Raw genomic sequence first — 20,019 nt, 5'->3', positions numbered from 1 at the left:
GGTAGATGGAATCGCCGAGGACGTTTTACCGGCCATAAGTCAATAAACCCAAATGCTGCTGCAACGATCGCCGCATAATATCCACTGGTGGTGTTTGTTCAACCCAAATTTTTAAAGCAGCCGCGCCTTGCTGCACCAGCATTTCTAAACCATCGATCGCAACTGCACCCTGTTCTTGGGCTTGCTGCAAAAACTGCGTGGGGTTAGGAGTGTAAATTAAGTCATAGGCGATCGCATCCGGACGTAACAACTCCATCGCGGCTGCATCGAGAGGAGACTGATCAACGTTAGGATACATTCCGACAGGTGTGCTATTGACCACCAAATCCGCTTGAGGCAATAACTCCGGTAGTTCATCCCAGCGATGGACATTGAGCGTTATGGGTAGGGGGGCATTCACCCAACTTTGTTGAAATTGACTTAACTTTTGCACATTGCGCCCCACAACGTGAATCTCAGCACAACCGAGTTGAGTGCAACCCACAACGACAGCCCGTGCCGCACCACCATGCCCTAAGATAACGGGGGTGCTTTGGCTCCAATCCCGATTCAAGGCTTGCAAGGGTGCCACAAAACCTTCCACATCCGTATTGGTACCACTCCATCCCTGTTCTGTCCGCCAAACGGTGTTTACCGCTCCAGTTAGTTTAGCGATCGCAGAAACCTCTGACAACAGGGAGATAATCGCTTGTTTGTGAGGAATAGTAACACTAAATCCCTGCACACCAATAGCCGCAAAACCTGCGATCGCAACTCCCAAATCTGCTGTTTTGATCGGGAAGGGGAGGTAAATGTAATCTAATCCCATCTCTGCAATGGCAGCATTGTGCATCACAGGAGAAAGAGAATGCTCAATAGGATCACCAATCACCCCCAAAAGTTTAGTTTTACCTGTAATCTGTGACATTGCGTTTTGCTCGATACGGCTATCTGTAGCTTAGGATTCTATCCGGAAAAGGGATATGAGGATTGAAACCGTAAAGAAAGCAGATGAAAAAATCATTACAAATTTTTCCGCTTAATACCCCTGAAAGAATAGAGGTGAGCCGGTGAAATTGATGTGATGCCTTACTCATGCACCCAGGCGGAAATACGTGAGCCTTTAACAACCAAGCCAAAAGTAGAAACTATAAGCCTCTGTGCCCTCTCTTTCTACCCTCTACCCTCTGCCTTCTGCCTTCTTGTTCTAGTCGAGCCGCAATGGGACTGGCTAAGCTGGTACTCATGCGGGACAAAAGTAAGCTGGTAACCCTTGAAAGTAGCCTCATGAATGCGATCGCTTGTACAAGCTGTGGGAAAGATAATCTCAGTAGGGCACGGTTTTGTTCTCGCTGTGGAATACCTCTGCCACAACAGAATCCTCACCTAGTGGGTAGCCACTTGGCTCCTGGGACTCGGTTGCGCGATCGTTATGTGATTGTACGCCCACTCGGTCAAGGAGGCATGGGCAGAACTTACCTTGCCGAAGATACGGGACGGTTTAACGAATGGGTCACACTAAAAGAACTGATGCCCACCCTACAAGGCACTAAAGCCCTACAAAAGGCAGAGGAACTATTTCAGCGGGAAGCGGCAATTTTGTACAAGCTCTCATCGCCTCAGATTCCCCGATTTTGGGAATTTTTTCGGGAGGGAAAACGGCTATTTCTAGTTCAAGATTACATCGAAGGTAAAACCTATCAGACTTTATTAGAAGAGCGGATGGCGCTCGGGCAACGCTTCAGCGAAGCCGAAATGGTTGAGTTGTTGTGGCAACTGCTTGTAGTTTTAAGCTATCTCCACTCGTTAGGTGTTATTCATCGTGATATTTCTCCTGACAATATTATCTGCCGTGCTTCCGACGGGTTGCCAATCTTAATTGACTTGGGCGGTGTCGTCGAAATTCCGCTTGAAGTGGGTCAAACTGTTTCCAGTTCATCGCCGTCTGTTCCGTTTAGTAGTAAGACGCGTCTGGGTAAGATGGGTTATTCGCCGGATGAACAGATGCGTTTAGGAATCGTTGCCCCTCATAGCGATTTGTATGCTTTAGCCGTCACGGCACTAGTTTTAATGACGGGAAAACATCCCCAAGACTTGATTGATTCGGATACACTCCATTGGATTTGGCAGCAGGAACTTGCCCTCAGTCCACGCATGAGTTTTATGCTCAACCGTATGCTTGCGCCCCATCCTTCGGATCGGTTTCACTCGGCTGATCAGGTTCTGGAATACCTATTAGCTACGGCAACCGATGTCCCTGTGGCTACGCGAATGCTGAATACGATCGCTTTTATTCCCAAGGCGTCTTCTTCCCGCTCCAATTCAGTTCACCCTACTCCTAAGAATAATTCTGGAGAAGGGAAGTTGTTGGACTCCTCTATTGCCGTTCCCCAAGAAATTCCCGGCTGGAACTGGGGTGCGTTTTTCTTTCCCGGTTTATGGTGTATTCCCAATCAGGTTTGGGTTGGACTGATAGCTTGGAGCGATCTTTCGATCATTACCCTTCCCTTTACCATGGGGATGACTTGGCCAATGATGGCGATTATTTTAGGTGTTAAAGGCAATGAGTGGGCTTGGAAAAGCCGCCGTTGGAAGAGTATCAAGGCGTTCAAACGGCATCAAAGACTGTGGGCGATCGCAGGATTTATTCTCGTGTCTGTTTTTATCGCCGTATTGGCGTTAATTATCGTGATGATCGTGATGGCAACAGCCGTTTAATTGCTTGTACTCCTACCGCCAATCCCCCTGTACGGTAAACGCTGCCCAATAATAAGGAGACTGCCATTGCTGGGAGTTCCACATCTCTAGTTGTGCAGCCCTTAATGCCGTTACTGGATTTTGCCCGTCCTGAAGCATTTTCTGGTAGAATTTCGCCATCACCTCAGACGTGGCGACATCATTAACACTCCACAAACTCACCACCACTCGCCGTGACCCTGCATACATAAAGCCTCTTGTCAAGCCGACCAATCCTTCCCCTTTCACGTCTTTTCCTAATCCGGTTTCGCAGGCACTCAAAACCACGAGTTCCGCAGGTAAGTTGAGGTTGAAGATATCCTGTAGGCGCAAGAAACCATCAAGGGATTTGCCTTTTTGGTCGAATAGGGACAGCACGATTCCTGATAGTTCAGGATTAATGGGGTCGAGTAAGCCGTGAGTGGCAAGGTGGATAATTTGATATTGGGCTAAATTCGGGTTAGTTGCTGTAGTTCGAGAGGCATTAAAGTCTAAGGCTTGCAGATGTTTCGCTTCTGGGACGAGGGCGAGGATTTTTTCGGCTTCGGTACGAGTATATTGCAATCGGTCAAGTAGTTTGGCACTGTCCCCTAAACCTAAGTTACGAGTGGCGCGAGTCAGGGCAGAGTTGGTGGGTGTTTCAGGGGTGGGTTGGGGTGTAGTTGAAAAACGAGGGTCGTTGAGAGCGAAGATGGGGTCAGCAATTACGGCAAGGGTTTTGGCAGCAGTGGGACGGTTTTGCAGTTGGCGCTGTTGAATGGCAACGGTGGAGGCGGAGGGGAGGGTGATGATTTCGTTTTGGACTAAAAGCGGGGTGTAACCTAACCCCCCCAGCCCCCCTTCCCTACTAGGGAAGGGGGGAGTAGGACTTCCCTCTCGTGAATCCAAGTCTTTGTTCTCCGTCCTCCCCCCGCTTCGGGGGATTGAGGGGGGTCAAGAGGGGTTGGGGGAGAGGTCGGTATGGGCAGCGCGGCAAAGGGAACAGATTGCAATGCCCCATCTCCAACAATTAGTAAGCGTTTATTACCCAATTGATTAGCGACGGGGGCGAGAAGCATCTGACTCAGTGGCAGTCCGGCTTCGAGATTGGCGGCGCTATTGGGGGTGAGAGATTCGCGGAAAGTTTGGGCGGCGGCTTCGATTTCACTGCGTTTGGGGAGTACGTAACTGGTAATGCTGGTTTTGCTGACTGCCCAGAGGTAACTGCGGTCTTCGCCGAGGGAATATTCTAAAAGCAGGGTATCGTCGTCGAGTACCTGTTGTTGAATCTCTTGTAAGTTTAAGGGTTCGGGATATTTCAGGGCAGCGTAGCGGGGACTGGTAACCCGAATTTGGGCTTTGAGTTGGTCGAGTTGAGTGAGTAGGGATTGGGATTGTTGTTTGATTTCATTGAGTTGTTGTTCGGTATACTGACTGCTGGAGAGTTCATACCTGCGACGTTCTAGGGCGTTGAGTTGTTGTTGAAGATTGCGTTCTTGTTCTAGCAGTTTGGGGTCAACGCCTTGGCGGATGTTGGCATTAGCTTCGGTGAGGAGTTCCAGGAGGCTTCTAGCACGGGCGCGTTCACTGGCGTGGAGGGCGAGGGCATCGTATCCTTGATTGGGATTTTGCTGGTGCAGTTGCATCAACAGGTCGATGTAGAACTTGTAGTAGTCTTGGACGGTGGCGAAGTAGGAGGCGCGGAGTTCTTGGGAGCCAATTTTGGTGCGGAGGTCTTCAATAATGGTGATGGCGCTATCCATCAGGGTTAAGGATTCTTTCAGGTTGCCTTGGCTGCGTTGCGCGACGGCGACGTTATGGAGAGTAAGGGCTTCCTGTCCTCTATCCCCTACCGCCCGTGATAGGGACAGAGCTTGGTTGGAGAACTCAAATGCCTTCTGCATTTCTCCCAATGAGGAGTAGACACCGCCAATATTATTGAGAGTAGAGGCTTCCCCACCTCTATCCCCCACCGCTCGTACTAGGGGCAAAGCTTGGTTGTAGAATTCCAATGCTTTCTGTTGTTCTCCCAATGAGTCGTAGACTAAGCCAATATTATTGAGGGTAGCGGCTTCCCCTCGTCTATCCCTCACCGCCCGTCTTAGAGGCAAAGCTTGGTTGTAGAATTGCAATGCCTTCTGCATTTCTCCCAATGAGGAGTAGACACCGCCAATATTATTGAGGATACCAGCTTGCCCACGTCTATCTTCCTCTGCTTGAGATAGGGACAGAGCTTGGTTGTAGAATTGCAATGCCTTCTGATTTTCTCCCAAGTCGTCGTAGACAGTACCAATATTATTGAGAGTAACGACTTGCCCACCTCTATCCCCCACCGCTCGTACTAGGGGCAAAGCTTGGTTGTAGCGTTCCAAGGCCTTCTGCTTTTCTCCCAAGTCGCTGTAGACACGCCCAAGGGCAACGAGAGATAAGGCTTCTGAGCGTTTGTCACTCGCTTGATAATAGAGTATGGCAGCTTGTTCAAATTTAGGAATTGCTTGTCGCAGAGATTCTGCTGTTCCTTGCCGATAGAGTTGGATCGCTTCCTGAAGAACTTGTTCAGCCGCATCAGAGTTAACTGGCTGTTGGGCTATCCTGGGAGCCATCTGCTCAGGAATAGCGGCGAAGGATTGTGAGCATAAAAGTAGGCAAGTTACCCCTGAAAGTGAAATGAACCCAACGAATTTAAACCACTGCGCCATAACTCCCCCTGTTAGCCTTGAACTTACGTTAATCCTTACTGTTACTCTCTATATCTCAAGAGGGGAAAGCTTATGCAGGTAGGGCTGGAATTTGGGGCTGAGTGAGAAGAGAAGAGATTTGAGGTCAGCGCTAGAGTCTATTTGTTAAAATTTTATCCTGCCAGAGGTGCGATCACATTTCATCATAATTGACCTGGAAAAGGCTAAAACTCGAAGAGTTGAGAACAGGCAAAGCTTACCATCAGTGCTAAATTAAAAGTAAATTTCGCTCAAATGCTCCCCATCGAACCATGCAAGCTACACAACAACGATACTACTCGACCGAGGAATATCTAGCACTGGAGGAAGCTGCTGACTATAAAAGCGAATATATTGACGGTGAAATCTTTCCCATGGCAGGTGGCTCTACTAATCATAATCAAATAGCTGGCAATTTCTATACTGAACTAAGTGTTGCCTTCAAAAAACTCGATTATCGAGTTTTTATGAGTGATGTACGCTTGTGGATACCCAAGCGGCGCATCTATACCTATCCTGATGTGATGTTAGTGACTGGAAAACCGGAGTATTATAACAATCGCACGGATACAATTACGAATCCCCAATTAATTATCGAGGTTTTGTCACCGTCAACCAAGGGATACGATCAGAGTAAAAAGTTTGAAGGATACCGCACGATTGGGACGTTTCAGGAATACTTGTTAATTGACCAAACTCGGATATATATCGAACATTATCATAAGACGGATGATAAGCAATGGTCGTTTAGGGATTATGGTCAATCTGACGTTACTCTAGGGCTAGCTTCGGTATCCTTTGAAATTCCTATCTCAGATATCTATAATAAGGTGAATTTTGAGCAGGTGGATGGGGAAATTGCACCTGATGTGGGAGAGGTTTAAAGGGAGCTTAGTATGATGTCCAGTAACATCGCACTTGTACAAGTTCGTAGATCCTCACCTACAAACTGTGCCACTCCCATCAGCTAATAAAGACTCCTCTTACCCATTACCCATCAAACGCAACGGTGTTCCTTTCTTCACGGCGTTCTCAACCATTGCCTGTGCCACCAACCCATCACGAGCAACCACTTTCACCTGTCCTGTACCCTTCATTGCCGTAAATACCGTCCCCGCTTTCACCTGCCTTAAATCAACACCCCCTAACCACAACTGGGCAGTATTCCCCTTCACTCCCATCACCACCGCCTGTGCTGGCGACTGAGGAGAATTAATAAAATAAGGACTTTGCCATTGATAATCGCTCCCTGGTTTCACTTCATAACGCGGCAATTGATCAAAATCTTTCGGGATTTCTGGGAGAATCTTTTGGAATACCCGCTCAATATTGCTATCCTCCTGCCAAAGATAATGCGTGAGTAAATAACTAAAGATGCCTGATTTAAAGCCATTAATATTTACTTTCCGTGCCAATTGATCAGGTGCAGTTGCCGCTAAAACCATACCTTTAGCAACGCCTGTTCGATACCCCTTCACAAAGTCTTCTGGCGACATATTTAACCGAGATAACCACTGCTCTTGGTACGTTTTTTCATTAGCAGAAACCAAAACATTCTTACCCCCATCCCGCGAACGTACCCGCGCTTCTCTTGTCGCCCCACCGGAAAAACAACTATCCAAAACCGCCGTGACATTTTCAGTTTTCAGCGCAGACATCAGCAAAAACAACGTATGCCCCATAATGTCTTGCACCGTTCCTCCAACTTCTGGATATCCAGCCGATAAATTACTATCCACCGGCACAAAAGTCCCATTTAGTCCTGCTTTTCCTCGCTCACCCCCAATTGGATCAGAGTCAAAAATTTGCGAACCATGCCCAGAATAGTGATAAACCACCACATCTCCCAGTTTAGCTTGTTTAATTAAATGTTCATCAAACGCCGTTAGCATCCCTTCCCGTGTCGCATCTTTATCAGGCAAAACCAAAATATCTTTGGGATTAAACCCAAACCGATAAATCAACAAGTTTCGTTGCAAATCTACATCGTTGAGGCATCCTTCCAAAGGTTGTTCGATGTAATTATTAATGCCAACAAGTAACGCCAGTTTGCGAGGCGTACTTTGAGCTAGAACGGAAGTTCCCCCGTACAGATGAACTACAAAGGGAGAAAAAGCTTGAGTGACGGGAACTAGAGCCATTTACTCCCAGAAAGCCGTACCCATGTTTTTAAGAATTTTTTAAGATTTTGGCGGGGAGATTTCTGGGACAATAGTAGCCATGTATATTGAACGAGTCCCTAACAGAAATTCACCCCCCGCTGTCCTCCTACGAGAGTCCTATCGTGAAGGGGGTAAAATCCGTAAAAGAACTTTAGCTAACCTGTCGAAATTACCGGATACTGTCATTGATAACTTGAGAATAGTGCTCAAAGGCGGCGCAGCTATTGAAAATCTCTCCGAATCATTCTCTGTAGAAAGAAGTCTACCTCATGGTCATGTAGCTGCGGTTTTAGGAACAATCAAAAAACTGTCTTTGCACCATCTAATCTCACCCTCAAATTCGAGAAAACGAGCTCTAGTTTTGGCGATGATCGTGGCGCGTCTCCTTGACCCTCGTTCCAAGTTAGCCACAGCGAGAGGATTGCACAGCGAAACGTGCAATTCATCGTTAAGTGAACTGTTGGGCTTAGAAAAAGCCGATGAAGATGAATTGTATGAAGCAATGGATTGGCTGGTATCCAAACAAGAATTAATCGAAAATGAGTTAGCCCTAAGACATCTATCCGAAGGAGCTTCGGAAACTTCTTGAACAAGAAGCTGTTCAACTCTCATTATTTGATGAAACTGACTTAGTAGAATTTTCTTGTTCTGATTACCCCAGTGAGCGGCTAATTGCTTGTCGCAACCCGATGCTTGCTCAAGAAAAGTCTTTGACTAGAATTGCTTTATTACAGGCGACACAGCAGGAACTCAATAAGATTGTTATCGCCACTTCACGAGATAAACGCGCCCTCAAAGGAGCCGACCAGATTGGACTGAGAGTGGGGCGAGTTCTCAATGCTACATGTGTGGGGAAATACTTTAATATTGCCATCACTGAGACAAGTTTTTCTTACTCATTGAATGAAGCGGCTATCGCCAATGATTCGGCTTTGGATGGAGTCTATATTATTCGGACTTCAGTCAAACCGGAGACTTTAGATGCGGCTCAAACGGTGAGAACCTATAAAAGCCTTTCTACTGTCGAACAAGCTTTCCGCAGTTATAAAACTATCGATTTGAAAGTACGTCCAATTTATCACCGTTTAGAACAGCGCGTCAAAGCTCACGTCTTCTTGTGTATGCTGGCTTATTATGTGGAGTGGCACATGAGGAAAGCTTTAGCTCCACTGCTGTTTGACGATGAAAAAGTCACAGTTGAACCGGAGGGAAAAAGTTCAATTGTTGCTCCATCTAAGCGTTCAAAGAAAGCCCGCGCTAAGGCAGCGACTAAAAAGACACCTGAAAAGCTTCCTGTCCATAGTTTTCGGACTTTAATGACTGATTTAGCAACGATTGTCAAAAATAAATTCCAGTCTAGTGGTCTGGAGACTTCTCTAATGTTTGAGAAAATTACTCAACCGACTCCACTCCAACAAAAAGCGTTAGATTTGTTAGAAGTTTCCTTAATTTGTACCCAGTAACAGCCGAGGAGTTGAGTCTCTCCCTCTCTCACAGCATAGGTTGTAGTTTTTTGTCAAAGGGGAACTTCCGCTAGAACTTGACCATACTGTTGGGCTTGCCGTTGAAATAATACCTGATTGATTCCAATGCCTGCTAGTGCTGAACCAACAAATTGCAAGAAATGACGGCGAGTAATATGGGTCATAGTGAGCTAATTTCAGGTATTAGAGATAGAGTGAGAATACCAATCGCAAAATTGGCTGTAGCGGACATCTCAAGTCAGATTTGTGTCTAATATATCAGATTTAATCGAGCAATAAAGTTCAACTCGGATGGACTATTCCGAGTAGCGATACCAACAGCAATTACTGTGGCATCCCCTTTGGTTTAATCCATGCGGTCACATTTTATATATCTGAGATTTCCCACAATATTATGCAGCTATAGCAAAAGGCAGAAGAGTCAGCTTGACTACTAGGCGGAAAATTTATCTCCCCTCATTCTCTCTATTTTCAATTGGGGTCAATTAAGCCAGATGCCAGTTCACGGGTAATTAAAATCTGGAACTTCCCCGCAGGAACACTCATACTGAGCCGTCGGATAAACAAATGGTACGTTCCCGTATCTGTACGGACATCCTGTTCCAGGGCAACGATGGGGGAGTCCGTCTTGATACTCTCTTCCAGTAAGACAAAGGCAGCCATTAGTGCTTCCACTACTCTGGGTTCGCTCGTTCCACCCATCGCCTTTTCCACAAGAGCCACAGTTTGAGGTAGGAGGCGATTGGGGAAATCAGTTTCAGGGGTGGGGTTCATTCAGTCCTCCAGATTGGCTTGCCGAAACTTGCAGTGGCTGGCTTTCAGTCCGCTCATGAGCTTAAAACACTGACCGAAAGAATTTTTTCTTCCGCCTTGAGTTTAGCAATGCGATCGCCTGTTCCATCTTTACCCCATATTTTGACGGACTCCATCTGTAAAGACACCGTCCGCTCAGCACTTGTCACCAGCATGACTTCTGACTTGGGTAAAGCTTTGGTCATTGCCACTAAACTATCTGTCGCCGTCTTAAATTGTAGAGCCTGAGTCCCCAGCTCCCCCCGATTGACCAACCGAAACAAACCCACAGGCACGCGCTTTCCATAACCTTGCTCAGAAACCAGTAACAGGTTTTCCTTGGCAGACAGTGTCACACAACCGACCAACCGCTCTCGACGTTGTAACCGCAAGGCTTGATTTCCTTGAGCACTGCGCCCCATCAGTGGTAACTGAGCATCATTAATCTCAAAACGCAAAATCCGTCCATTGCTCGTTGCCAAGGCGAGTTGCTCACCCGGTTGAGCCAGACACACATATTGCAATTGATCATCATCCTTGAGCTTGATCGGTGTTGTCCCCCGTGCCGTGAGGTTCGTCAACTCAGAAGCGGGTAGGCGCTTAATTCGCCCCTGCTGAGTGAGCAGAATCAAGGAGAGGGTATCGGGCTGTTCCGGCAGGATATAGTAAGCCACTACCGTTTCAGATTGCACCACCTCAGGTAATAATTTCACCAAAGGAGTTCCTGCCTGGAGTCCAGCGGCGGGTGGAATATCTCGAACTTTGACGGGGTAGGCTTTCCCAGCACTTGTGATCACGACTAATTCTGCCTGCGTGATGGTGGTTAGAGTCTCAACTACAAAGTCATTCCCTTTTTTCATGGACTGGGTGGATTTTGAGGTTGTTGTGGGACGCTGCCGCAGTACACACCCGTGATGGGTAAATTCCAACACGGTTTCTTCTTCTTCAACCACAAGCTCAGGAAGGGGAAGTGTGGGTGGATTGGAGTCTTTCTTCTTCCTGCGGTTTCCCTTCTCCTGATTTCCGGGTTCTGAGGTGGAACTTTTGTCGGGTGAGGTTTGATTCTTAACTTTTGACTTTTTACTCTTGGCTGATGACGCTTGACGGCTGACCTCTTGCTCCTTGGCTTTCAGGTCTTTGGTGATAATTTTAGTTCGGCGGGGATCAGCATACTTGCGTTTGAGCGATCGCAAATCTTTCTTCAAGGTTTTGAGCAACTCGTTGCGATCGCTAAGTAATCGCCGCAACTGCTCAATTCGGGCTGTGAGTTCTGCAAATTCCGTCTGTAATTTTTGCCGCTCTAAACCCGTGAGGCGTCGCATGGGCATGGATAAAATAGCATCAGCCTGAGCCTCACTAATGTTTAACTGATTTTGTAGAGAAGTCTTTGCCGTTGTCCCATCTGGGGCGCTTCTGAGAATATCAATGACCCTGTCTAGGGCTTCCAGACAAATAATTAACCCATCAACGAGGTGAAGGCGTCCTTCATGTTGTTCCAGCTCATAGGTATATTGCCGGGTCAGCGTCTGCTCTCTAAATTGTAAGAATTCTTCTAATAACTGGCGTAAATTGAGCTGACGCGGTTGTCTATCCACTAAAGCCAGCATAATTGCGCCAAAGGTCGTTTGCAGTGCGGTTTGCTGGTACAACTGTTTGAGGACGTGGTGAGCATTGGTGTCTCGTTTGAGTTCAATCACCACGCGCATCCCGGAGCGATCGCTTTCATCCCGCAAGTCCGCAATACCTTCCAAGCGCCCTTGGTTGACCAGTTCAGCCACTTTCTCAATCCAACCGGCCTTATTCACCTGATAAGGGAGTTCAGTCACAACAATCGCGGTTCGCCTGTGTTGACGCCGTCCTCGCCCTGCTGCAATTTCTTCGAGTTGAGCGATCCCCCGCACGGGAATGCTACCCCGACCGATACTGTAAGCCTCCCGAATGCCCCCGACATCGACAATTTCCCCTCCGGTGGGAAAATCTGGCCCTGGAATCAATTCCCATAATTTTTCGTCAGATAAATTGGGATGGTCAATTAAGGCAATCAAACCATCCACCACCTCTCCCAAGTTGTGAGGAGGGATATTCGTTGCCATGCCCACGGCGATACCAGAGCAACCATTGAGTAGTAATACCGGCAACTGAGCCGGGAGTACCACTGGCTCTTGCTGAGAGCTATCGAAGTTGGAGCTAAAATCAACGGTTGCCTCACCAATCTCGGACAGGAGTGCTTCATTCCCTACCGAAGATAACCGTGTTTCGGTATAACGCATGGCGGCAGGTGGATCATTGTCCACGGAACCAAAGTTGCCATGACCTGCCAGTAGTGGATAGCGTGAAGAAAAGTCTTGTACGAGACGAACCAGCGCGTCGTAAACGGCTTGGTCACCGTGAGGGTGATATTTGCCTAAAACGTCTCCCACTACACGGGCACACTTGCGATACGGTCGATCTGGTGTTAAACCTAATTCGTGCATCGCATATAAAATACGCCGATGAACGGGTTTGAGACCGTCGCGCACGTCGGGAAGTGCCCGTCCAACAATCACACTCATGGCATATTCAAGATAAGACCGTTGCATCTCCGCATGTAAAGCTGTGGGGATGACCTGACCGGTCGCAAGTAAATTGAGCTGTTTTGCCATGAGTTAAAGTTCCCTAATTTCTGACCACTAAGTGATGACGGAGTGCCTGCCAGGATGGCAACATGACAAAGTCCCTGTCAGACTTATTATCAAATCGCACATTCAAAAAAACGACGACTTTCAGCAAGGCAACGCCCATGAAAACCGTTCTGATTGTAGAAGACGATCCCATTAATGCTCGTGTTTTTTCTAAGATTCTCAGCAAGCGGGGCGGCTTAGATGTAAAGCATACCGAAGATGTGGAAGAGGTGATGCAAATTGCACAAAGTGGAGCCGCTGACATTATCTTGATGGATGTTTCCCTATCCCACAGTGTTTACCGGGGTAAGGCTGTAGACGGGATTAAGATTACCCAGATGCTCAAAGCTGATGCTCAAACCTCCAATTTACCGATTATTTTGGTTACGGCTCACGCTATGGAGGGCGATCGCGAAAACTTCCTCAAGCAAAGTGGTGCTGATGGCTACATCTCCAAGCCGGTTGTTGACCATCAACAGTTTGTGGATCAGATTATGGCTCTGCTCCCCAAAGAGACTTAATACCGTTGTCTCTTTACGCTTACTTTAATCGGTTTGACTTGTCTTCCTCCTCTCGATTTTTACTTAAGTTACGGCTGAGTGGGATACCAATTAAGTACATAAGTACTATCTAATGACCCTTTTGGCAAGAGGTGTTCCCCATCAGGCCAGTCATTGCTTGGGGAGGCTAACCCTTCTGGAAAGAAAAGGTCTAGACCTCACCCAGAGCCTCTGAATCGAGAGCTAGAGGTTCTGAGCGGATTCTATCGGCAAAGCTCCCAAAAGCGAGCTGACCAATGGCGACTCTACCGAGGGGCACTTTCTACTTGTGTCGGCGATGCTTGGCTTTGAGCAATACTGGCTTGTATTTTGGGGTTTGCCAAAAACTTCTGTGTTTCAGTGAGCAGACGCTCACCCCAAAGATTTTCTTTAAGAAAATCTAAGTCAGCATAGCGACTATCGATGCGAAGTGCCGCTTCTCCCAGTGCAATGGCCTTTTCCTGCTCTCCCTGAGCATACATCGCAACCGCAGCGGCTAGTTGAGGTTCTGCGGCTTCATCGTCAATGGCGATTGCCGCTTGCCATTTGTCCAGAGCACCCCGAATATCACCCTGTTCGTACTTCACTAGACCAATGTTGTTGATGGCAGGCCAAAATTTCTTTTCTTGAGCAACGGCTTTTTCATACTGAGCGATCGCCTTAGGATAAGCTTTGAGCATATAGTAAGCATTCCCTAAGTCAAACAGGGCTTCTGGAACATTGGGTTTAATTTTCAACCCAGCTTCCAACTCAGCAACCGCTTTGGAATATTCGGCTTTTTGAAAACGCGCAGAACCCAGAGTAAAGTAAATTCCTGATTCTTTAGGGTCTAGAGATTTAGCCCGTTCTAAAGCCGTAATCCCCTGATCTAACTCTTTCGTCTGAACATACAAACTTCCCAAAATAAACCAGGTTTGGAACGCTTTGGGAGCCAGTTGAGTCGCTAACTCTGCTCTCGGCAAAGCCAGTTCATATTGCTGGAAACGTACCAACTGAACCGCATCCTGAGCGAGGTTCAAGCCCTGCTGCTCTAGTTGCTTTGAATCCAGCTGAAGGGTATAGGGCACGAGTGCCTGTCCAGCAACTGGCGCTTGTGCACTCAAAAAACCCAGGAGAACAAAAATAGAAATTAAAGGAAGATACTTGGGCACGGTGCAGCCTCTAAAGACAACAAGGAAGGAATCTAAGAGCTAAATTAGCGCATAATCGATGGGATTGTTGCTGAAATCTTAACCAAAAATTGGTCTGACCCTATCTATATAGGGAGTAGGGGACATGGGAGCATGTCACCAATGGGAAGCCCTCACCCTAAAGGAGAAGGGGCTGGGGGATGTTAGCGTAGCGGCACGCAGTGCGGGCATCCACTTGCTCTCCCTGACATGTTCCCATCGAACCTGAGCTAAGCGTGAGCATGGGAGAGTGGGGGAGAGAGCATTTAATCATGACGATCTGAGTGAATGACTCAACTTTCCTCTATTCCGGCAGATTTTGGTTCAGTGATACTACTTCACCCAATGGAATGAGCCAGTTGGAGGAAGCGCCAACCCAGTTGAAGCCGTCAAGATATTATCATAAGCAACACTAAAACTTATTATCATAACCTTTTTCGTGGCTCAATAACCCTTCTCCCAATTGCAAAGTATTGTGAAGTTTCAGGCGTGAACTCGATCAGAGCTTGTTGCTTCGGAATTCCGTACTACCAGGAGTAATCAGAGTAGCCCAAAGGTTCAAGCCAGACCGATAGTATAAAGAAAGGTAAAGTTGGGTGGCAAGTCGGATAGGGTGAACGTCTAACTCAGAAGGGAGTACTCTCTCTTGATTCAAGGAGACTCTAGGGAGTAGAGCCAAGCCAAGGAGACGCACAACCTTCTCACAACCTGGTTATCTTTACAGCCGGATGGGAAAACATCATTACATGGAACTTCCACTAATCGGTAAAGTCAAACAACCTTCCCCTTGGATCATCGGGTTAGTAGCCGCAGGCATTGTGGGAGTGGGTGGTGCAACTCACTTGGCTCTTGAGGCGAGGAAACCTAAAATCGACCTCAATCAACTAACCGTACCTGTGCAAGCGGAGACTCTGACGCTGCGGATTACCGACATCACGGGTACTGTGGTGCCGATTCAAAATGTCAACCTTAGCCCCAAAACCTCAGGTCGTTTGGCTAAGTTGTTTGTGGAACAGGGCGATCGCATCCAGGAAGGACAACAAATCGCACTGATGGAAAATGCGGATTTGCAGGCGCGATTAGCTCAAGCTCAAGCGAACCTGAATAAAGCACAAGCCACGTTAGCCGAGGCACAGGCAGGGAGTCGCCCAGAAGAAATCAACCAAGCTAAAGCCCGCTTGTTGCAAGCTCAAGCGCGTTTAGAGGCGGCGCGTGGTGGTAATCCCCAAGAAATTGAGCAAGTCCGATCGCAAATCGAAGCCGCCCAATCACGATTAGCCCTGGCTAAACTGAGAGCCGATCGCTATCGAAATTTAGCCTCACAAGGCGCTGTGTCCCTAGACAGACGGGATGAAGCCTTAACCGAAGAACGCAACGCTCAAGCCAACCTACAAGAAGCACAACGGCGTTTAGAGCAGCAACAAAACACCAAAAAGCCAGAAATTGACCAACTAGAGGCGGCTGTAGCCGAATCGCGCTTTAATTTAGAGCAGTTGCAAAACGGTAGGCGTCCCCAGGAAATTGCCCAACTCAAAGCGGCAGTGGATGCAGCGAAAGCGGAGGTGATGTCTGTGCAAGTTCAACTGCAAGACACAATTATTCGTGCGCCCTTTTCAGGAATTGTGACGCAAAAATATGCCACCGAAGGAGCATTCGTTACCCCAACCACGTCAGCGTCAAGTACGGCTTCAGCCACCTCAACTTCGATTGTGGCACTGGCTAAAGGGCTGGAAATTCTGGCTAAAGTTCCAGAGGTTGATGTCGGCAAAATGAAACCCGGACAGTCGGTGGAGGTTGTCGCAGATGCCTTTCCTGAAAAAGTTTTTCAAGGTCGCGTCCAACGGGTGGCACCGGAAGCCGTGGTTGAGCAAAATGTCACGTCTTTTGAGGTGCGGGTGGCGCTATTAACGGGTCAAGATGAGCTACGTTCGGGCATGAATGTTAAGCTTACCTTTTTAGGTGAAAAAGTTAATAATGCCCTAGTTATTCCGACCGTCGCGATTGTGACACAGGAAGGTAAAACGGGGGTTTTGTTGCCAGATGCACAGAATAAGCCCCAATTTAAACCTGTGACAATTGGGACGAGTATTCAAAACCAAACTCAGATTCTGGAGGGGTTAAGTCCGGGTCAACGGGTGTTTATTGATTTACCTGAAGATTTTAAGCAGAAAAAAAATCAAGAAAATAAATAAACTTTTTTAAAAATTGACTTTATTTTAATTATCAATTCATGAATATATGGATTTATTAGAAAGTCTAAAAATGGCAGGAACTACGCTAGTGGCTAACAAGCTGCGTAGTAGCTTAACGATGTTGGGCATTATTATTGGTAATGCTTCGGTGATTGCAATGGTGGGAATTGGACAAGGTGCTCAAAGGTTAGCTTCTGAGCAATTTGAAACCCTTGGGCCTAACCTCTTGTTTATTGTTCCGGGTTCTCAACAAACTCGGAGTACGACATTGAACCTGCCGAAGACGCTGGTGCTTGCAGATGCTAAAGCGATCGCCACTCAAGTCCCTTCTATTAAAGAAGTTGCTCCTCAGATTAATTCCAGGCTGTTAGTTACCTACCGCAACCGAAACACCAACACGGCGATTACTGGCACAACACCTGAATTTCTCGTCGTCAGGAACTTTGATGTTGCTAGGGGTCGGTTTATCACGAATTTAGACTTAGAGCGGAATAATCAAGTTGTAGCTTTGGGCGCTGACGTGGCGGAGAAACTATTTGGAAATAGTGACCCCATTGGGCAGACAATCCGCATCAAAAATGCCTCCTTTCAGGTGATTGGGGTGATGGAGCCAAAAGGGGCTTTCTTGGGAGACAATCAGGATGATACCGCCTTCATTCCCCTTACGACAATGGCGAATCGCCTCGTGGGACGAACGTCTCCCTATGGGTTAGAACTAACGTTTATTTCCGCGACTGCAAAAAGTCAAGATAGCATCGGGGCGGCTCAGTTTCAAATTGAGAACTTGCTGCGGTTGCGGCACAAAATCACCGATGAGGATGATTTTACCGTGAGAACTCAGAAGGATGTTCTCAAGATTGTTGGCACAATCACGGGCGGACTCACCGTTCTTTTGGCGGCAATTGCGGCAATTTCTCTGCTCGTCGGGGGTATTGGTGTGATGAACATTATGCTAGTCTCAGTCACGGAACGTACCCAGGAAATCGGATTACGAAAAGCGCTCGGTGCTCAAGAACGAGACATCTTGATTCAGTTCCTGATTGAGGCGGTTATTCTCTCGGCGGCAGGTGGCATCATTGGCACGGCGCTAGGAATTAGCGTTATTCAAATTGTCGCGATGGTGAGTCCTTTGAAAGCGGGAATTTCTCCAGTGGCGATTCTAGTATCGGTTAGTATCTCCGGTGGAATTGGCTTATTCTTTGGCGTCGTACCAGCACGGCGGGCGGCGAAACTTGACCCGATTGTTGCTCTCAGAAGTGCTTAAGAAAGGCAGAAGGCAAGAGCCATTCAACTTAGGTGAGTCAGAATTTTGATAGATTCCTGAGTACCAATTCCAGGTATAAAAATTAGTATTAGGTATTATGAAAAACTCCCTTAATTTTCTATCAGAGGTTTCCGATTCTCCCAGAAAACCTGTTGTTATTCGCCTTGAGGATATCTTTAAAGTCTATGGCATCGGCAATACAGAAGTGCGTGCTCTCAACGGTGTCAACCTAATTGTGGAGCAAGGAGAATATTGCTCGATTATGGGAGCATCGGGTTCGGGTAAATCGACAGCGATGAATATTATTGGCTGTCTCGATCGACCGACTTCGGGACACTATTATTTAGATGGGGTGGATGTCTCTGGACTCGCTGATTCTGATTTAGCGAAAATTCGGAATCTTAAAATTGGTTTTGTTTTCCAGCAATTCCACTTGTTGGCTCAATTGACAGCGCTGGAAAATGTCATGCTGCCAATGGTTTATGCAGGTATACCAAATGCCGAACGGCGAGAGCGTGCAACGGCGGCTTTGACGCGAGTAGGATTAGAAAATCGTCTAAATAATAAACCCAATCAGCTCTCTGGAGGTCAACAACAACGGGTAGCGATCGCCCGTGCAATTGTGAATAAACCTGTCTTACTCTTAGCCGATGAACCGACAGGAGCGTTAGATTCTCGAACGACTCAGGAAGTTATGGATATCTTCACCGAACTCAATGCCAGTGGTATTACTGTGGTGATGGTGACTCATGAGCCAGAGGTGGCACGTTTGACCAAGCGCATTGTTTGGTTTCGTGACGGTGAGGTGATACATTCTCATCTGACTCCTGAGGAAATTACTCAGGTAGCTGTTTCTTAGTGGCTACTTTTAGGGCTAATTAATCCTGAAAATCACGAAGCGGTAGCGATGCTCTTGAGGTTTCGGTAATTGAAGAAAGTTCTTACTATTACCCATTACCCATTACCCATTACCAACTAACAATTACTGAGGCTAGGTTGGGTGGTGACTTTGCTACGCAAAAAACCCACTAAGCTTTGCATAAAGGAGGGGCTGATGTTCTGTTTTTCCGCGTCTTCAAGGAGTTGTGCGGGTAGGGCTTCTACTTCCTGAGTCGGTAGGGTGCCCACTAACAAAGGCACTTCTTCTGCTAAACCGATGGTGATCAGTCGGAAAGCCACCTGCTGCACTTTTTCTACAGGGAGTCTTAATTGTCGTGCGATCGCGCTTAGAGACATTGTGCCTTTGGTGTATTCCCAAACTTGCCACTCTAGAGTATCTAAACGATATTGGGGTTGACCTGCAAGGATACTAACCAAACCCCCGTTTGGATCGGGCAGTTTATCGGCTAACGCATCCCAGTTTCGCAGTACCCTTAACCCGACGAGTACCGCTTCAGTGGCTAGTACACTTAAACCGGTCATTTCTCGCGTCGGGATTTGCACGTTTGGCTCAAATCGAAACTCAGCATCTTTGAATTGAAATAAAGCACACACGCCACTTAATACCTGAAATTGGAATAATCGTTTCAGTTGTTTGGCTTGTAAAACGCCTTGATTTTTCAGGTATAATCCTAGGGGTTCATTGATTGGACAGCACCAGTGAACTAATTTATCAAAGACGCGATCGCTAACCCACTGGCGTTGATCAATTAGCGAAACTAATCCCTGATGATCGAGTCGATTGGCGGCTGCGACAATTCGACCCTGATACACCCAGATGTAATGAAATTGGGGCTTATCATGAACGACGGGTTCAGTCCGAAGTGTTAGGAGGCCGGTTTTATGCCCTTTTTCCAGCAACTGAAAAATTTCGGGTAAGGAAAAGTCTGATAGATGACCTGTAATGGACATGGCTGTTTAATTGTAATTGAAGGTTAAAAGACAGAGAGTGTAGTTGGAAATCAACGATGGCATAGGTCGTTCAATAATTTACTTAATATTACGCAATACTAATATAGAACCTACTATTTCCTGAATCAATCTATCGATAGAGAGTAGAAAATCATTACAGTAGAGCAATCTCTTGAATAAGACCTATCCTCTTGCCTCTTAGGACTTGTACAAAAAAAGTGAGCCATTTTAGGTACAAGAATGGTTGAAATGGCAAAGTTATTTTTAAACGAACTCTGGCGTGCCTAACCGGAAACAGAGTTACTGGAGAGAAAGCCTTACTCCATAGAGGTTTGGGCTTGTGACATTGTCGCTCACAGGTTATAGAAATTCCTCTATCCTGGAGTTGATTGCTCCGGCGAGCATAAGTATTTATTCGGATTGACAGATCCGAAATAATGCTGTGTGAGAGACTGGCTAACACTTTTCCTCCTCCTCACTAGATGGCCCGCCTTG

At 47.0% G+C, this 20,019-nt stretch carries 13 protein-coding genes and 2 pseudogenes; 7 read left to right on the top strand and 8 right to left on the bottom strand.

The features are described 5' to 3' along the window. Positions 1 to 25: 25 nt before the first annotated feature. Positions 26 to 907 (bottom strand): shikimate dehydrogenase, encoded by an 882-nt coding sequence (locus tag MIC7113_RS26665; RefSeq protein WP_015185310.1) that lies wholly within the window; start codon positions 905 to 907, stop codon positions 26 to 28. Positions 908 to 1,200: 293 nt separating this feature from the next. Here MIC7113_RS26665 and MIC7113_RS26660 point away from each other — a divergent pair, with 293 nt between their 5' ends. Beyond that, on the top strand, positions 1,201 to 2,697 hold the full coding sequence (locus MIC7113_RS26660; protein WP_015185309.1) for a serine/threonine-protein kinase: 1,497 nt from the start codon (positions 1,201 to 1,203) through the stop codon (positions 2,695 to 2,697). 12 nt (positions 2,698 to 2,709) lie between these two features. On the opposite strand, the pseudogene MIC7113_RS26650 reads toward MIC7113_RS26660, so the two are convergent. Next, positions 2,710 to 5,393, bottom strand: a pseudogene (locus MIC7113_RS26650) (CHAT domain-containing protein). 290 nt (positions 5,394 to 5,683) lie between these two features. Between MIC7113_RS26650 and MIC7113_RS26645 the strand changes: the two are divergent. Next, entirely contained in the window at positions 5,684 to 6,295 is a 612-nt protein-coding gene (locus MIC7113_RS26645) for a Uma2 family endonuclease (RefSeq protein WP_015185308.1), read from the top strand. 99 nt (positions 6,296 to 6,394) lie between these two features. Here the strand turns inward: MIC7113_RS26645 and MIC7113_RS26640 are convergent, their stop codons facing one another. Then, positions 6,395 to 7,552: a caspase family protein gene (locus MIC7113_RS26640; protein WP_015185307.1), complete on the bottom strand. Its 1,158-nt coding sequence runs from the start codon at positions 7,550 to 7,552 to the stop codon at positions 6,395 to 6,397. A gap of 79 nt (positions 7,553 to 7,631) precedes the next feature. Here MIC7113_RS26640 and MIC7113_RS26635 point away from each other — a divergent pair. Further along, positions 7,632 to 9,036 (top strand): annotated as a pseudogene (locus MIC7113_RS26635) (IS1634 family transposase). Between the two features lie 53 nt (positions 9,037 to 9,089). On the opposite strand, the gene MIC7113_RS36890 reads toward MIC7113_RS26635, so the two are convergent. The 3 genes from MIC7113_RS36890 to MIC7113_RS26625 form a co-directional block, all read right to left on the bottom strand. Then, positions 9,090 to 9,221, bottom strand: coding sequence for a twin-arginine translocation signal domain-containing protein (locus MIC7113_RS36890; RefSeq protein ID WP_015185306.1), 132 nt, complete (start codon positions 9,219 to 9,221; stop codon positions 9,090 to 9,092). Between the two features lie 307 nt (positions 9,222 to 9,528). Beyond that, positions 9,529 to 9,831, bottom strand: coding sequence for a hypothetical protein (locus MIC7113_RS26630; protein ID WP_015185305.1), 303 nt, complete (start codon positions 9,829 to 9,831; stop codon positions 9,529 to 9,531). Positions 9,832 to 9,884: 53 nt separating this feature from the next. Next, positions 9,885 to 12,491, bottom strand: coding sequence for a DNA gyrase/topoisomerase IV subunit A (locus MIC7113_RS26625; protein WP_015185304.1), 2,607 nt, complete (start codon positions 12,489 to 12,491; stop codon positions 9,885 to 9,887). A gap of 137 nt (positions 12,492 to 12,628) precedes the next feature. On the opposite strand from MIC7113_RS26625, the gene MIC7113_RS26620 reads away from it, so the two are divergent. Then, positions 12,629 to 13,030: a response regulator gene (locus MIC7113_RS26620; RefSeq protein WP_041780235.1), complete on the top strand. Its 402-nt coding sequence runs from the start codon at positions 12,629 to 12,631 to the stop codon at positions 13,028 to 13,030. Between the two features lie 284 nt (positions 13,031 to 13,314). On the opposite strand, the gene MIC7113_RS26615 is transcribed toward MIC7113_RS26620, so the two are convergent. Beyond that, positions 13,315 to 14,199: a tetratricopeptide repeat protein gene (locus MIC7113_RS26615; protein ID WP_015185302.1), complete on the bottom strand. Its 885-nt coding sequence runs from the start codon at positions 14,197 to 14,199 to the stop codon at positions 13,315 to 13,317. Positions 14,200 to 14,963: 764 nt separating this feature from the next. Between MIC7113_RS26615 and MIC7113_RS26610 the strand changes: the two genes are divergently transcribed. The 3 genes from MIC7113_RS26610 to MIC7113_RS26600 all read left to right on the top strand — a co-directional run bounded on the left by MIC7113_RS26610 (position 14,964) and on the right by MIC7113_RS26600 (position 18,532). After that, positions 14,964 to 16,409: an efflux RND transporter periplasmic adaptor subunit gene (locus tag MIC7113_RS26610; protein WP_015185300.1), complete on the top strand. Its 1,446-nt coding sequence runs from the start codon at positions 14,964 to 14,966 to the stop codon at positions 16,407 to 16,409. Positions 16,410 to 16,455: 46 nt separating this feature from the next. After that, positions 16,456 to 17,673, top strand: coding sequence for an ABC transporter permease (locus tag MIC7113_RS26605; protein WP_015185299.1), 1,218 nt, complete (start codon positions 16,456 to 16,458; stop codon positions 17,671 to 17,673). A 97-nt stretch (positions 17,674 to 17,770) separates the two neighbouring features. Continuing rightward, the gene (locus MIC7113_RS26600) at positions 17,771 to 18,532 is read left to right on the top strand and encodes an ABC transporter ATP-binding protein (protein WP_015185298.1); all 762 of its coding nucleotides are present in this window, start codon (positions 17,771 to 17,773) and stop codon (positions 18,530 to 18,532) included. A gap of 116 nt (positions 18,533 to 18,648) precedes the next feature. On the opposite strand, the gene MIC7113_RS26595 is transcribed toward MIC7113_RS26600, so the two are convergent. After that, a complete protein-coding gene (locus MIC7113_RS26595) occupies positions 18,649 to 19,524 on the bottom strand; it encodes a DUF4388 domain-containing protein (RefSeq protein WP_015185297.1) in 876 nt (291 codons plus the stop codon). Positions 19,525 to 20,019 lie beyond the last annotated feature (495 nt).

This window comes from Allocoleopsis franciscana PCC 7113 (genome assembly GCF_000317515.1).
Taxonomy (GTDB): Bacteria; Cyanobacteriota; Cyanobacteriia; order Cyanobacteriales; family Coleofasciculaceae; genus Allocoleopsis; species Allocoleopsis franciscana.
This window is presented reverse-complemented; position numbering and strand designations above follow the sequence as displayed.